This is a genomic window from Collinsella ihumii, assembly GCF_030385545.1.
Taxonomy (GTDB): domain Bacteria; phylum Actinomycetota; class Coriobacteriia; order Coriobacteriales; family Coriobacteriaceae; genus Collinsella; species Collinsella ihumii.
This window is the reverse complement of record NZ_JAUEIQ010000004.1, coordinates 68,332-83,770: the sequence shown is the minus strand read 5'-3', so window position 1 is coordinate 83,770 and position 15,439 is coordinate 68,332. Positions and strand designations below refer to the sequence as shown.

General features: G+C 66.3%; 13 protein-coding genes. All 13 read right to left on the bottom strand.

The features are described 5' to 3' along the window. Window positions 1-4: 4 nt before the first annotated feature. Window positions 5-967, bottom strand: a complete 963-nt coding sequence (locus tag QVN30_RS05225; protein ID WP_066828673.1) for a DegV family protein — start codon at window positions 965-967, stop codon at window positions 5-7. 80 nt (window positions 968-1,047) lie between these two features. Continuing rightward, window positions 1,048-1,632, bottom strand: coding sequence for a ribosome hibernation-promoting factor, HPF/YfiA family (gene hpf / locus QVN30_RS05220; protein ID WP_087200298.1), 585 nt, complete (start codon window positions 1,630-1,632; stop codon window positions 1,048-1,050). A 178-nt stretch (window positions 1,633-1,810) separates the two neighbouring features. After that, the gene (locus QVN30_RS05215) at window positions 1,811-2,746 is read right to left on the bottom strand and encodes a substrate-binding periplasmic protein (RefSeq protein WP_289835698.1); all 936 of its coding nucleotides are present in this window, start codon (window positions 2,744-2,746) and stop codon (window positions 1,811-1,813) included. Window positions 2,747-3,333: 587 nt separating this feature from the next. Continuing rightward, window positions 3,334-4,104: a ComFC family protein gene (locus tag QVN30_RS05210; protein WP_289835697.1), complete on the bottom strand. Its 771-nt coding sequence runs from the start codon at window positions 4,102-4,104 to the stop codon at window positions 3,334-3,336. A gap of 175 nt (window positions 4,105-4,279) precedes the next feature. After that, entirely contained in the window at window positions 4,280-5,920 is a 1,641-nt protein-coding gene (locus QVN30_RS05205; RefSeq protein ID WP_289835696.1) for a PSP1 domain-containing protein, read from the bottom strand. Continuing rightward, complete coding sequence (gene holB / locus QVN30_RS05200; RefSeq protein WP_289835695.1) at window positions 5,911-7,041, bottom strand: DNA polymerase III subunit delta'; 1,131 nt, start codon at window positions 7,039-7,041, stop codon at window positions 5,911-5,913. The genes QVN30_RS05205 and holB overlap by 10 nt, the downstream gene beginning before the upstream one ends. Before the next feature lie 2 nt (window positions 7,042-7,043). Further along, window positions 7,044-7,718, bottom strand: coding sequence for a dTMP kinase (gene tmk, locus QVN30_RS05195; protein ID WP_289835694.1), 675 nt, complete (start codon window positions 7,716-7,718; stop codon window positions 7,044-7,046). Between the two features lie 361 nt (window positions 7,719-8,079). After that, window positions 8,080-9,060 (bottom strand): hypothetical protein, encoded by a 981-nt coding sequence (locus QVN30_RS05190; protein WP_289835693.1) that lies wholly within the window; start codon window positions 9,058-9,060, stop codon window positions 8,080-8,082. Window positions 9,061-9,395: 335 nt separating this feature from the next. Then, window positions 9,396-11,954: a DNA topoisomerase I gene (locus QVN30_RS05185; protein WP_289835692.1), complete on the bottom strand. Its 2,559-nt coding sequence runs from the start codon at window positions 11,952-11,954 to the stop codon at window positions 9,396-9,398. A 366-nt stretch (window positions 11,955-12,320) separates the two neighbouring features. Then, complete coding sequence (locus QVN30_RS05180) at window positions 12,321-13,211, bottom strand: DUF4097 family beta strand repeat-containing protein (RefSeq protein ID WP_204571381.1); 891 nt, start codon at window positions 13,209-13,211, stop codon at window positions 12,321-12,323. 2 nt (window positions 13,212-13,213) lie between these two features. Further along, window positions 13,214-13,912: a helix-turn-helix transcriptional regulator gene (locus QVN30_RS05175; RefSeq protein ID WP_289835691.1), complete on the bottom strand. Its 699-nt coding sequence runs from the start codon at window positions 13,910-13,912 to the stop codon at window positions 13,214-13,216. 444 nt (window positions 13,913-14,356) lie between these two features. Next, the gene (gene hypB / locus QVN30_RS05170; RefSeq protein ID WP_289835690.1) at window positions 14,357-15,040 is read right to left on the bottom strand and encodes a hydrogenase nickel incorporation protein HypB; all 684 of its coding nucleotides are present in this window, start codon (window positions 15,038-15,040) and stop codon (window positions 14,357-14,359) included. Between the two features lie 39 nt (window positions 15,041-15,079). Next, window positions 15,080-15,433: a hydrogenase maturation nickel metallochaperone HypA/HybF gene (locus tag QVN30_RS05165; protein WP_289835689.1), complete on the bottom strand. Its 354-nt coding sequence runs from the start codon at window positions 15,431-15,433 to the stop codon at window positions 15,080-15,082. Between the last annotated feature and the right edge of the window lie 6 nt (window positions 15,434-15,439).

The window sequence follows — 15,439 nt, the reverse complement described above, 5'->3', positions numbered from 1 at the left end:
TGCGCTATGCGTCCGCGCCGCGCACCTTCTTGGCGATACGGTCGGTGAGCGAGATCTTCTCGGCGCGGTCGCGCCCCCAGAAGATCAAGGCGACCATGCCCGGGCCCACATGCGCGCCGATGGTGGGGCCGACCGCTCCGCGGATGATCGTGATGTCGGAGCAACCTTCCTCCTTGCGCACCGCGGCCTCGACCCAGTCGGCGTCCTTTTCCGCATCGGCCGACACGATCGTGATGGGCAGCGAGGGGTCGAGCACGTAGTTTTCCTTGAACGACTTGATGAGCGACTTGAGCGCCTTCTTGCGGCCGCGGTTGACGCCGATCAGCGACAGCGAGCCGGACAGGTCGAAGGAGAGCTCGGGCTTGATGTCGAGCTTGGAGGACAGCTGGGCCGCCGCCGGCGGGATGCGGCCTCCCGCAGCCAACGAATCCAGGCTGTCGAGCGTGAAGTAGCCGTGCACGTAGGTCTTGGCCTCGTCCGCCCACGAAGCGATCTGCTTGGCAGAAAGGCCGGCGGCGCGCTGGCGCACCGCCTCGAGTGCCAGCAGCTCGCCGCATGCGCAGGGCAGCGCGTTGTCCACCACGTAGAGCTCGAAGTCGGGGTACTGCTCGCGCACCTGATCGGCCGCGGACAGCGCCGAGTTGTAGCTGCTCGAGAGCGCCGAGGTGAAGCACAGGTAGACCGTCGGCGTGCCCTCTTTGGCGCACTCGGTGAAAAACTCGAGGTAGCGGCCGAGCGACACCGCCGACGTGGACGCCTTCACGCCCGAGCGCAGCTTGTCGTAGAACTCCTTGGGCGTGATCGAGGTCCAGATGTCGTCGGTGTACTCCTCCCCGTCCAGGATATAGGGGAAGCCCAGGATGTCGACATCGAGCGACGCCGCGATCTGCGGCGTCAGGTCGGCGCAGGTGTCGACGACGATCCGCGCGCGCTGCGCGTGACCGGAACCCGCTGAGGTGCTGTTCATAGAAACCCTTTCGCGTATCAAAAAAGCGGCCACCCCGCATGGGATGGCCGCCATCCGAAAACGTCATGCTTGAGAGCATTCTACTCGTCGGGGTCCTCGATCTTGGGCTTGATGATGCCGTATCCACCATTCTTACGGTGATAGACCACATTGATCAGACCCGTGGTGGCGTTTTCGAACACATAGAAGTCATGTCCGAGCAGATCGGTCTGGACGAGGGCCTGCTCCTCGGTCATCGGCGTGATGTCGATGATCTTCTCGCGGACGAGCTGGTCGTCCTCCTCCTCGGGAATCAGCAGGTCCGCCAGATCCTCGACGGGCTTGACGGGCGCGACGTCCGCCGCCGACGGGCCCTGCTGGCGGTTGTCCACGACCTTGGTCTTGAACTTGCGCAGCTGACGGGTGACCTTGTCGGACGCGATGTCGATGGCCGAGTACATATCGGTGCCGTGCTCGGCGACGCGGATGACCGAGCCGCGGGCGCGAACCGTGACCTCGACGATGGCAGGGGTGGGATTGGAGGGGTTCTTCTCATAACGCAGGACGACGTCGACGGTCATGGGTTCTATGTCGAACACCTTGCACGCCTCGCCGACCTTCTCTTCTACGCGCGCACGCAGAGCATCGGTAACTGTGGTCTTCCGCCCAGAAACCTTGATATCCATACGTGGCTCCTTTTCTATCCGGGAACAGGACGTATCTGTGTTGTACCCACAAAATTTGGTAGAAAAACGGCAAATGAAACTCGCCCGTTGGCGAATTTGACGCCGCCGAACACCGATACGAGCGTCTCGTGGGACCGATATTAGGTTATGCGAAGCCGTCCGACCCTGATGCGCCGCCTTATGCGCCGAGCTCGTTGATGTCGATGCCGTCGAGCAGCATGATGCCGGTGTCCCCGCCGTCGCCGGTCGCATCGTCGGGACCGGTGGACTCGACCGTGATGCCCGTGAGCATGTGGTCGGAAAGCGACACGGGCAGCGTCCCGAACCAGGTGGCGTGGATGGCGTCGAGCGTGCCGTCGTCCGCCATGTCCTCAAGCGCGCCGTTCACCTCGTCGATCAGGGTGGAGCTGCCCTCGCTTGCCGCGATGCCCAGCACGTTCACCGCATCGAGCGTGCCCGCGAACGAGACGCCCTCGTAGGCGCGCGCAAGGTAGCCGCCGCTCGTCGCGTCGCACGCCACGCAATCGACCTCGCCGGAGCTCAACGCCTCGAAGCACTCGTTCACGTTCATGTAGGTGCTCTGCTGGCCGACGACTCCCGCCTTGTTCAGGGAATCCTGGGCGGCGGAGGAGCCCTGCACGCCGACGGTCATGGACGCCAGGTCGTCGACGCTCAGCGTCTGGCCCTCGTCGGTTTTGGCGAACAGTGCCGAGGAGTCTTCCAGGCAGTCGCCGAACACGGCGATCGATTCGTCCTCGTCGGACGTCGAGGCGCCGAGATAGATGTCCGCTTGGCCCGATTCGAGCACCTGAGACGAGCTGGTGGCGTCCACATAGGAGACCTTGAGGCCCAGACGCTGCGCAAGCGCGGCGGCCACGTCGGCATAGTAGCCGGTCACGGTGCCGTCGGCGTCGGTGATTCCCTCGGGGGCGCTCGCCGTGTCGAACGCGACGGTCAGCACGCCCTCCTGCACCAGGTCGCTCGACCCGAGCGCGGGTGCGACCTCCTCACGCACCACGTCCGCGCGCGAGGGGATAAGAAACGAGCATCCGCACGAACCTATGGCGGCGGCCAACGCAAGCGCCGTCGCAACAGCTCGACCCGTTCGCCCCATCCCAGCGCAACCCATCTCGACCGTCACCATCCATCCGTATGAGCAGCGCGGGAGCCGAACACGCCTCCCGCGCGCTTGCTGCAGTTTGTTCCCCCAGCTGACCTGGTCTTTGACCCCACACCTGCGCACCGGGGCGTTTGCTCAGTCCGCCGCAGCGGACATCACGACTAGCCCGCTCGCCCGCGGGGCGCGTTTCGCCCCTGGCATGTAGAACGGACGGTGCGGCTTACCTCTAGGACGCGCCATGATCGCGCCGCGCGCACGCGGTCGCTTACGTGGATCCCTTTGGCCGCGTCTGCCTTGGACTAGGAAGAGCGTTTCGGCAGGTCGCCGCGCTCATCCGCAACCACAGCCTGGTGGGAACGATGCGCAGTATACCAGCTTGCGACCGCTTCAACGCAAAATTGACGCACTGTTCATCATGGGAAACGCCGATCGGCCCGTGCCTTCTCCTAGGAGGGGGACGGGGGGCCGATGACACAGAGCGGACCCCTTCGCCCTTCTCGGGAGTGCAAATCGGGGGACGTACCTTCCGCGTGCACTATTGCACGCGGAAGGTACGTCCCCCGATTTGCACTCGGCATCCCCTACGAACCGCCCACGACGCGCGCGAGGGAGAGCGCATCGACATGGCGCGCGCCGGCGCCGATGAGGGCATCGGCTGCCGCGGCGACGGTGGCGCCCGTGGTGACGACGTCGTCGATCAGCAGCACGCGCATGCCCGCGACGTCGGCCACGACCTCGTAGGCGCCGAGCGCCTCCCGGCGCCGGCCCTCGCGCCCCAGCGCGCGCTGGTCGGACGCGCCGTGCTTTGCCAGCGCGTCGAGCAGCGGTTTGCCCGCGAGCTCGCACAGATGGTGCGCGGGCAGCTCCATGTGGTCGAAGCCGCGCCGCCGAAAGGCCGAGGCCGTCGCGGGCACGAACGAGACGGCGTCGGCATCCGAGAGGATGCCCCCGTAGCGTTCGGGCGCCACCGCCTCGGCGTGCTCGGCGGTATCCAGCAGCATCTCGGAAAACAGCGGGGCCAGGCGCCGCTCCCCCGCATCCTTGTAGGCGCGGATCATCCGGGCAAGCGGTTCGGCGAACTCCGCCATGGCGAGCACGCGCTCGGGAGCCCGCGCGATCGGTGGGGCCGCCCCCTCTTGCAGCGGGGTGCATTCGGTGCATACCAGGCTGCCGAAGGGAGCCCCGCAGCGGATGCAGCTGAGCGATGGGTCGATAAGCCTCAGCTCGTGCAGGCACCGCTCGCAGACGAGCGCGCCCGGCCGCTCGCACCCCGCGCACCGCGTGGGAGAGAGGATCTCGAGCGCGGCATCGCGCGCCTGCTCGAGCAGCGTCGCGAGAACCTGCCTGGACATGGGCCACCCCCTTACCGCCCTCGCCTGAAATGCTGAGACTATACCCCGCGCCGCACCCCCGCATGCGCGAGCGCGGCGCATTCTTTGCGCAGGGCGTGCCGGGCGCACGCGGTATCGGCGCCGCCCCGATGAAAAAACGGCGCCCCGTCTGCCGGGGCGCCGTCATCTTATCGGGTTACTGCTGCGGGGAATCTCCCTCGCCGCCTGAACGTGGCTTGCGCGAACGCCTCCTGCGGCGGCGCTTCTGCGTTGCCGCCGCGTCTCCGGCCTCCGCCTGATCGCGACGCGCGGCGTCGGGGGCCTGCGTGCTCTTCGCCGCAGCTCCCCCGCCGTCTCCGGGACGACGGCGCGAGACCTTCACCTCGCCGGAGGCCACCTGCTCCGCCACCGAGGGCACGTCGGGCTTCGACTGCTGCTGGCGAGGGGCCTCGGAGCGTGCGCCCTCGGCCGCGGACTTATGGCGGCGACGGCGCGAACGACCGGGAGCCGCCTGATCTGACGGGGCGGCCTTGCCCTCGGTCGCGCGCTCCTGCTCCTGGGCGCGGGCGGCAGCGTTGCGGAACGCCTCGTTGCGGTCCTCGGCGCTTAAGTGGCGGCGGCGACGGCGCGAAGGCGCGGCGCCTGCGGGCTGCTGCGCGGAAGCCTCGCGCTGTGCGGCGGCCTCGGGAGCAGCGCCGTCGGCGGCCTGCGAGCGACGGCGACGACGGCGCTGGGAAGAGGAGGCGTCCGATGCGTCCGCTTCCGCCTTGCCCTTGCCGCGCCCGCGCGAGGACCTGCCGGAACCCTGGCCCGCGGCGGCAGCCTCGGCCTCGCGCTGCTTTTTGCGCCGCGGGGTCGGGCTCGAGGCCGCGATGCGGTCGGAGCTGTCCAGCCCGTCTCCCACATCGACGCCCATCTCGCGGTCAAGCTCCATCAGGGCGAGCTTGATCTCGGGCGACTCGATCTTGTCGAGGATGTCGCGCGTCACGGTGTCGGGACGGCAGGCGCACCCCTGCTCCTTGCTGCGCTTGACGCATTCGTCGGAGCACGTCATGTCGGCCAGGTTCACGCGGAACACCTTGCCGCTCTCGAGCCGCAAGACCAGCTGCTCCTTCGGCGTGTCGTACTCCTGGATGCGCGCGCGGCCGAGCGGGGTCTCGATGATCGCCTTTTTCTTGGGCGCGCGGCCCTTGAAGTCCTTGTAGGCCTCGAACTCGTAGCGCAAGCAGCACATCAGACGGCCGCACACGCCCGAGATCTTGGAGGAGTTGAGCGGCAGGTCCTGCTCTTTCGCCATGCGGATCGACACCGGCTCGAACTGGCCGCCGAAGCGCGTGCAGCACAGCTCCTGGCCGCAATGCGCATAGCCGCCCACCAGGCGCGTCTCGTCGCGCACGCCGATCTGGCGCATGTCGACCCGCATGCGGAACCGGCTCGACAGGTCCTTGACGAGCTGGCGGAAGTCGACGCGGTCCTCGGCGGCGAAGTAGAAGACGACCTTCTCGCCGCCGAAGAGGAACTCGACGCCCACGGGCTTCATGTCGAGCTGGTTCTTCTCCACAAGCTCGCGAAAGTCGGCCATGGCGGCCTCGCCGCGACGCGCGAGCTCGTCGGCGCGGTCGCAATCGGCGTCGCTCGCGATGCCGAGCACGGGCTTGAGCGGGGCGGACAGGTCCTTCTCGGCGACCTCGCGCGGATCGGCGGTCACCATGCCGAACTCCGTGCCGCGCTCAGTCGAGCAGATGGCGTAATCGCCCTGCACGATATCGAGCCCGTGCGGGTCGAACCACAGATCGCGCGACGCGAAGGGGAACTTGACGGGAACAACTACAGGCATACAAGCGCCTTTCTGATATCGAAGAGCATGACCTCGACGGTCAGCTGGGGGGTAATGTTGCGAGCGATGCGCTTCTCGGCGCGGCCGACCGCCTCGAGCGCGGCGATAGCGCCGGCGGTCGTGGTGGACGCGGCGAGGCGCTCGACGATGTCGCGCACGTCGTCGTTGACGACGCCGTCCGGCGCGCCCTCGAGAAGCATCAGCACGTCGCGCAGCAGGGTGCGCACGCTTGCCAGCGCCTCCATGATACCCGAACGCTCACGCGCGGAAAGCTCGCGCTTGTTCCTCTCCTCGAGCTGCTTCAAGGCTCCACGAGAGAGGTAGTCCGCATTTTGCTCCAGCACCGCCTGTTGCGTGGATTTGACGTCGGCGAGCGGCGCGTGGATGGCGACCATGAGGTCTTTGGCCGCAAGCAGGATGTCCGCCTCGTCAGCGCGCGGGAGCGCATCGACCGCCCGCAGCATCTGGCGGCGGGCCTCCTGGCGCTCGGCGCTCTTGAGAAACGCCGCGGCCCGCGCGGGGCTTCCCGCCACGGCCACCGCCATGCGGCAGCGCGGCTCGGGCAGGCCGGTCGCGCGCGCGACCGCATCCGTCGACTCATCGGTCGACAGCATGCGGAACGGCACGCACTGGCAGCGCGACACGATCGTGGGTAGCATGACGTCGGTCGAGGTGCCGAGCAGGATGAACGTCGTGTTCTCCGGCGGCTCCTCAAGCGTCTTGAGGAGCGCGTTTGCCGAATTGGCGCGCAGCTGCTCGGCGCGGTCGACGATATAGACCTTGCGCGGGGCGCGGATGGGCGCGAGCGCCACGTCCTCGAGCAGGTCGCGAATCTGGGCGATCAGGTATCCCGTGGCGCTTTCCGGCTCATAGAGATGCACATCCGGATGGGTCTTGCGCGCGACGCGGATGCAGCTGTCGCACGCGCCGCAGCCGCCCTGCTCGCACAGCAGCGCCTGCGCGAGCGCCCAGGCCGCGTCGAGCTTGCCGGATCCGGGCGCCCCCACGAACAGGTACGCGTGGCTCGCGCGGTCGGTCCGGACGGCGCGTTCCAGGAAGTCCCGCACGCGCGGCTGCGTGTCGAGCTGCGCCAGCAGGCTGTTGTTCGCCGATGCGAACATCGCTACTCCGCAGGCGCCATCAGCGCCGACAGCGCCGAGCGCGCATCGTCGGCGGAGACGGCGAGGCCCACGCCGGCGAGCTCCGCCAGCACGCAGGCGAACACGGCATCGATGGGCTGGGTCGCGTCGACGAGGCGCACGCGCTCGGGATGCTCGCGCGAGATCGTGCGGAATCCGTCGGCGACCCGCTGCTGGTATTCCAGGCCCTTGGCCTCCATGCGGTCCGGGGCGTCGTCGCGCTGCTCGCGACGCGATGCCGCGGCGGCGGGGTCGATATCGAACACGAGCGTGAGGTCGGGCACGCAGTCACCGACCGCCAGCGCGTTCGCGACGTCGGCGTCTTCACGGGCGACCGTGCCCGCGAACGCCTGGTAGGCCGACGTGGAGTCGAAGAACCGGTCGCATACGACCACCTTGCCCGCAGCGAGCGCGGGGCGCACGATCTCGTGCACGAGCTGGGCGCGCGCCGCCTCGTAGAGCAGCAGCTCGCAGGTATCGCACATCACCTTGTTCTCGGGGTCGAGCAGAAGCGCACGTATCTTCTCGGAGATGGCCACGCCGCCCGGCTCGCGCAGGCTCACGACCTCATGGCCGGCATGTTTGAGCGCCGCGGCGACCAGGCGCGCCTGCGTCGACTTACCGCAGCCGTCGATTCCTTCAAGCGTGATAAACGGCATTCGATCTCCCTTCGGTTGCACCCCGTCATCATACCCCAGGACCCCTGGGCGGCACTGATCAATTGCCTTCGAGGCGATCGGCCCCGTGGCGAGGCGGATGCGGGTGAAGGCGAGGAAGGCACGGTGGCGCTGCGGCGACGCAGTCTGAGCGCGTAGGCGCCCGCCACGGGGCAACCGGCGCGGAATGAATTGATCAGCGCTTCCCAAACTACGCGTTCCGCAGCATGACCTGAATCGACGGTACGCCATAGGCACGCGGCCTCATCGAGAGTACGCTATAGGCACGGTTTCGAGTGCAAAACGTGCCTATAGCGTACCGTGAACAGGCCGGCGTGCCTATAGCGTACCGTCGATTGTCCGCTTACGACGCCTCGCGGAGCGGTATCCCTGCACAGGTCAACAAGCGGCGCATGTAATCCTCGTCAATCGCCTGGGCAAATGAAAAGCGGACGACGAGAGCCCTCGTGAGGTTGAGGTGCGATTCGCGCAAGCGCTCATCGGAAAAGTTCTCGATCGCCGCCTCGATATCCTTCGCGACATCGCCCGTCCCTTTGTATTTTCCCTTTCCATCCAATTCCGCCATAACCTCGGTTCCGTCGGACAGAAGCCAATAGTAGTCAACGCGCTTTACCTGAGTCGAATCCATGGGATCGACAACCTCGCGCTGCAGTTCGGGAACCACGAAGCCGAGTTCGATCATGACGGCGCGGGCGACGGACTCCCCGCCGTTCTCGCTTTTGCCGTCGACCCATTGCAGCACCTTGCGTGCCGTCGCAATCCCACGCTTCCTCTTACCGCAACTGTCGAAATACACCTTGAGCTCCGAAACCGTCGTCAGGTTCCAATGCACAGCGGAATCGACCACAGCAAGACCGTAGCGAAAGCTTGCGGAACAGGCACAGTCGAGCAGCGTCTGGAAGAGTGATGTCACCCGGATGCCCGCCACGACTATAGGCTCGACATCCCCCATCTGATGGCAGGTGATAAACCCGCCAGGCTTGTATTTACGTTCATGAGATCCGACGACGATGTGCACCGTGTCCAGGTACCGGTGAGAAACCTGAAGCCCGTAGACAAGGGCAGCGGAAAAGGATGCGAAGATCCACGTAGGATGCTTTTGAGCCACGGCACGGATGAGATACATCGCTTGGGCGCGTTTCGAGAGACTCTTGTACACGTCGCTTCGTGCGAAATAGCCTTTCGCCGGCTCAACCACCCGACCAGCATCTCGCCTGCGCTTCAATGCCATGACCTCAGTATGCGACGAAGCGAACGCGAGCCGATACGCGTGCTCCGCCTCATCCAGCAGACGGTCGGCGCACGCTTGCTTCCTCTCGCCCATCTGCAACACCCCCTTTGCGGAGAAACCGTATCAGCAAGATGCCTTACCGGTCTCAAACGGGGATTGACATGCTTCTTACCGCGCAGCTCAAACCCGTAGGCGTGCGCCCGCGCAGAGAAACGTAATCGGCGAATGGCCACCCATGCGCCCCAAACGGCAAGAAGTTGAGAGGCGCCGCGCCCGATGGTCGGCACATCGACGGTACGCCATAGGCACGCGGCTTCACCGAGAGTACGCCATAGGCACGTTTTCGAGTGGAAAACGTGCCTATGGCGTACCGTGAACAGGTCGGCGTGCCTATGGCGTACCGTGAATCCAACCGTGAATCCGGCAGGCTACTTCTTGGAAGACGACTTCTTGGTTGAGGTCGACTTCTTGGCGGTCGTCTTCTTCGTGCTCGACGAGGCGCCCTTGCGGCCGCGACCCGATGCGGCCTTCTTCTCCTTGCTCGGGCAATCCATGTTCACGCAGATGCGCCACGGGCCGCGCGCGGTCTGCACGACCACGATCGGGGCCCCGCAGTGCTCGCACACCTCGCCGGTCGCCTCGAGCTTGCCGCGCCCGGGAAGCGGGTACGACACGCCGCACTCCTCGTAGTTCGTGCAGCGGATGAAGCGCTTGCCGCTCTTCTCGGACTTGTGCGCGATCAGGTCGCCATGACGGCCGGCCGCGGCGCATACCGAGCACTCCCCCACCTTGAGGTCGGGCTCGTAGTTGGTCGGGCACTTGGGGTTCACGCACACCTCGTACGCCTTCTGCCTGAACGGCTGGCACTTGATGCGCGGGGCACCGCACTCTGGGCACACGGCCGCCTCGCCCTCGAGCGGGCTCACGCGCACGCCGGAGGGAACCGGATAGGTCACGTCGCAGTCCGGCCAGCCCATGCAGCCGATGAAGCTGCCGCGGGTCTTGGCGCTCGTCTTCATGACGAGGTCCTTGCCGCATTTGGGGCACGTGCCGACCTTGGCGTCGGCCGTCACCGCATCGGAGATGGCGTCGCCCAGATCGTCCTTGTGCTCGATCAGCGCATCGAGCATGCCGGCGAGCAGCGCGCGCGAGTGGTAGACCACCTGGTCCTGCGTGTCGGCGCCCTCGGCGACATGCGTCATGTCCTCTTCGAGCTCGCTGGTCATGTCCGGCGTGGTGATGCGCGGCGCGAACTCGTGCAGCGCGTCGATGATCGCCATGCCGAGCTGACTCGGCTCGATGGGGCCGCTCGGCGTACCCTTGAAGTATTTCACCTGGTAGAGGCGCTCGATGATGCTCGCGCGCGTGGACTTGGTGCCCAGGCCGCGCTTCTCCATCTCCTGGACGAGCTTGCCTTGGCTGTAGCGCGCCGGGGGCTCGGTCTGCTTGGCCTCGAGCTGCATGTCGCGCACGTCGACCGTATCGCCCTGCTCGAGCGCGGGCAGCTGCTCGTCCTTCTTGAGGCCGAAGGGGTATACGGCGCGGAAGCCGGCGACCTTGAGCACGTCGCCCGAAGCCTGGAACGGCTCGCCGGCGACATCGATCTCGATCTTGGTCCCCTCGATGACCGCGGGGTCGGAGAGCGTGGCCAAGAAGCGGCGCGCGATGAGGTTGTAGAGCTTCCACTGGGCGGGCTCGAGCTTGGTGGGATCCGCCGCGGCCGTGGGGTAGATCGGCGGGTGGTCGGTCGTCTCGGTCTTGCCGCGCGTCGCGGTGAGCTTCTCGCGCGAGAGCAGCTCGCGGCACGCGGGCGCGTACTGCGGAACGCCCGAGATGGCCTTCACGGTGGCGCGCAGGTCGAGCGAACGCGGGTAGACCGTGTTGTCGACGCGGGGATACGAGATGAGGCCGTCCATGTAGAGCGACTCGGCGATGCGCATGGTGCGCGCCGGGCTGATGCCCTCCGCGGCGGCGGCCGCCTGCAGCGAGGTGGTGTTGAACGGGGTCGGCGGGCGCTGGGTGCGGCTCTTCTTCACCACGCTCGTGACCGTGCCGGTCGAGGCACCCTCGACATGCGCAAACGCCGTCGCGGCCGCCTGCTCGTCCGCGAAGCGCCCGGCGCTGTGCGAGATCTTGAACGCGTCCTCCTCGCCGGCGCCCTGCGGCGCCGCCTCGCCCGAGATGACCCAGTAGTCCTCAGGCTTGAACGCCAACCGCTCGCGCTCGCGCTCCACGACAAGCGCCAGCGTGGGCGTCTGGACGCGGCCGGCGGAGCGCACGTTGCCAAAACCGCCGAACTTGGCCATGGTGAGGTAACGGGTGAGCGCCGCGCCCCAGATGAGGTCGATGTACTGGCGCGACTCGCCTGCATCGGCCAGGTTCTGGTCGAGTTCCACGAGGTTGTTGAAGGCGTGGTCGATCTCGGCCTTGGTGAACGCGGAGTAGCGGGCGCGCGATACGGGCACGTCCGGGGCGACGTCGCGCACCATGGCGAGCGCGTCGGAACCGATGAGCTCGCCCTCGCGGTCGAAGTCCGTGCCGATCACGACGGAATCGGCCTTTTTGGCAAGGTTCTTGAGCGCGCGGATGATCTCCTTCTCCGCGGGAAGCTTCTCGATGGGCGCCCACACGAGATACGGCAGGCTCGGCACCTTCCAGCCCTTGATGTCGATGCCGTCTTTGAGGAAGGGCTTGCGCTTGGACTCGTACGGCGGGCGGGCGAGCCCGTCGGGAACGTCCGCGGGCAGCATCTCGCCGTCTTGGGAGACCGCATACCAGCCGAGCTTCTTGTCGAATTTGAGCTCCGTGGGGAAATCGGGGGCCAGGATGTGGCCGCGCAGACCGATGGTGACCCACTCCTCGCCGTCGACCGTAAAGCGGTAGACGGGCGTGTTGTAGACCTTGTCGGCCTTGGGCTTGCCGACGCTGCACAGCAGGCGCGCGATCTGCTGGGCGGCGTCGTTCTTCTCGGTGATGACGAGCTTCAAAGCGGCTCCTTACGTATATATGGTGCCCGCGGGGCACGGCCGCGGGCGTCAAGTCGTGTACCGCAACGTACCACAAGTGAGCCGCAAGCGCGAATTTTTTCACCCGCACGCAAAGTACTGCACGCGCGGGGACACCCCTTGCCCGCGCGCGAACCCAAGACCCGCCATCGGGGACAGGCGCACATGGCAGATCCTTGATGCCGCCACGTCGAGATGGCGGGCTTTGGGCGATCAGCCGTCTGCTCCCGCCCCCGATAGCGGGTCAGGGGTGTCCCCTGCGTGCATTAGTGCACGCCCAAGGTACGTCCCCGGATTTGCATAAGTGCACGAAACAGGTACGTCCCCGTGCGTGCATTGCGAGGGTCGTTATGCGATGTGGATCCGTCCGCTCACGCTACCGAGGTCGATGTCGCAGGCGCCGTCTCCGATGACATAGGAGCCGTCCTCATCGACGGTGTTGAGCTCAAAGGGCGTCGACAGTCCTCCCGAGACCGTGTCGGCCGCAAGCGTGAACCCTAGCCCGTCCGGCACATCGAGCTCGATGGCGCCGCTGACGGTGGATACCGAGATCTCGCTCGGCGCGCCCTCGGTCAACGTCAGGTACACCCCGCCGCTCATCGTAGAGACGTCCAACGCCTCATAAACCTCTCCGGAAACCTCTACGGGGCCGCTGACGCCGCCGATCGACGCGTCCTGCGCGCGGATGCCGTCGAGCGTGATGTTGGAGCTCACGCTTGCGACCGAGAGATCCTCGCTGACAACGCGCTCGACATCGATGGTCGAACTGACGCTCTCGATGTCGACGTTGCCGAACATGAGCGCATCGTCACAGGGCACCTCGACGACAAGCTCCATGTGCGGATACGTGCCGCCGCTATCGGGTAGGCCGTCATCGATCTTGAGCGTCTTGCCCTCCTGCGTGAAGGTGGCGTTGCGCGGATCCATCTCGTAGTCGCCGGCGGCAACGCGCTCGATGACGCGAATCTGGTCCCCATCACCCGCAACGAGCCTGATCGAGCCGCACTTCCAGTCGATATCGAGATCGTCCACCTCGGACGCGGCAAACGATTCGGAGCGGTCGATGGGGGCCTCGAGCGAAACGGGCTTCGACCCGATCGAGAAGCCGCCGATCTGGATGACGGGGAACCAGCGCGTGAACAGCCCAGACCACCCCGAGGCGGCGATCATGAGGATGAGCACGATCGCCGCGATGCCGACGCCGACCCTCACCTTGTCGCCCTGCGAAAGACGCGACATGGCTATCGCCTCCCCTCTTCATCGGATCGGACGCCCTGCGGCGCCGCGGGCGCTGTGCCGTCGTCTCCCCTTCCGAGCGAATCGTCCATGATGTTGGCGATCCAGTGATAGATGGGGATGGTCAGAAACACGAGCCACGCGGTCGTCCACGCATGGAAGCCGAAGCAGAAAACGAAGAAGAGGATAGTCGCGACCACGCTGTACGGAAACGAGCGCCACGGGCCGCGGCGGCGCGGGGCATCGGATGCGGGGACCGCCGGGCTTCCCGCGGCCGCAGCGGCGGACGTCCGCGCGCTCGCCGCCTGCTCGCTTGCCGCGGCGGCCGCCTGCGCGGCACGGGCCGCCGCCTCGCTCGCCTGGGTCGCCGCGGCGGTAGCCTGCGCCATGGCCTCCTGATGGGCCCGTTGCTCGCGCAGGGCCTCCTCCCGCTCCGCTTGGGCCCGCGCCGTCTTTTCGGCACGCTCGGCGTTCTCGAAGGCGACATCGTCCTCGATATCCTTGCCCACGTTCAACAGGTCGTCGAGGCTCACGCCGTACAGGCGCGCGAGCGCGATCAGGTTCTCCGTATCCGGCGAGCTCTCCGCGCGCTCCCATTTGGAAACAGCCTGACGGGACAGGCCCAGCTCGTTGGCGAGCGCTTCTTGACTGTAGCCCTTGGCGCGCCGAAGCTCGGCCAAGCGCTGAGCGATCTGCACGTTCATGTGAACTCCCTTCGCCGACGACACGCGTCCGTCGACCTTGCGACCATACGAGATTCTACCGATATCGATACGCCTCCCCGGTCGACGATCCGATCCGTCTGGAACGCGTCCGGAAAACCGGGCAGATCCTTTTCGCGGGACACCGCGCAAGCGCCCGACGCGAGACGAATCGACCGGCGTCTCCCTCGGGAGGCACCGGTCGATTCGATTCCGCCCATGCGTGCAAGAGTGCACGCGGAAGGTACGTCCCCATGTTTGCAACAGTGCACGAAACAGGTACGTCCCCATATTTGCGTCCCCATATTTGCACGCTTTGGGCGTCCGGCGCCTCCCTCGGTGGGATGGCAGCTGTACCGTACCGAGAACGCACGGTAGCGCGCCAGCAAGTCTGGTGGGAATTTTGTCGCAACTATCAGTTGCGTATGCGCTGAGCAGGAGTTTTGCCTACGCTCGCGCCATCTCAATCTGATGCGCGAGCCACGTTGCCCACGCTTCCATGCCCTCGCCCTTGGTGGCGCTCACCGAGAACCGGGGTGCTGTGGGGTTCAGGTCGTCGAGCACGCGATGGTAGCCCTCGATATCGAAGTCGAACGCGGGCGCGGCATCGATCTTGTTGAGCAGCAGCGCCCCGGCGTGCTGGAAGATCCCGGGATATTTGATGGGCTTGTCATCCCCCTCGGGCACCGACAGGATCATGATCGAGAGGTTCTCGCCCAGATCGAAGTCGACGGGGCACACCAGGTTGCCCACGTTCTCGATGAAGATGACGTCGATGGCATCGAGGCCCACGCCGGCATCGAGCGCATCGATCGCCTGGCCGATCATGTTGCCCTCGAGATGGCACAGGCCGCCGGTGTTGATCTGGATGGCCGGCATGCCCGCGGCCTTCATCTTGATGGCGTCCACATCGCTCGCGATATCGCCCTCGATGACAGCGCAGCGGTAGCCGAACCGGTCGCGCAGGATCTCGTTCGTGGCGAGAATCGTCGAGCTCTTACCCGAGCCCGGGCTCGACAGCACGTTCACCACATAGGTGCCCGTGCGCGCGAACCGCTCGCGCAGCTCGGATGCGATCCGCTCGTTGCGCGACAGGATGGAGCTGCCGATAGCTACCGTCTTTTCCGCCATTCGTTCCTCCTCGGTTTGACAAGACGTCCCCATCTTGCCCTACGTCTCGTCCTCGATCTCCATGGAGACGATGTCCATCTCGCGCCCGGCCACCAGATGGGTCTCGCGGCTTCCGCATACGGGGCAGCGCAGATGGAACCGGTCGTGCTCGAACGTCTCGCCGCACGCGCTGCACACGCTGCGCGGGTGCACGTACTCGACCTCGACGGTCGCCTCCGCGGTCAGGGGGTCGTCTTCGCGCAAGACGTCCCACGCGAAGTCGAACGATTCGGGGTTCACCTCCGCCATGTCGCCGATGCGCAGCAAAACAGAAACGACGCGCGAAGCACCCGCCTCGCGCGCCGTTCGCGTCACCACGTCAAGAACTCCCGAAACCAAGCCGAGTTCATGCATGGGCAG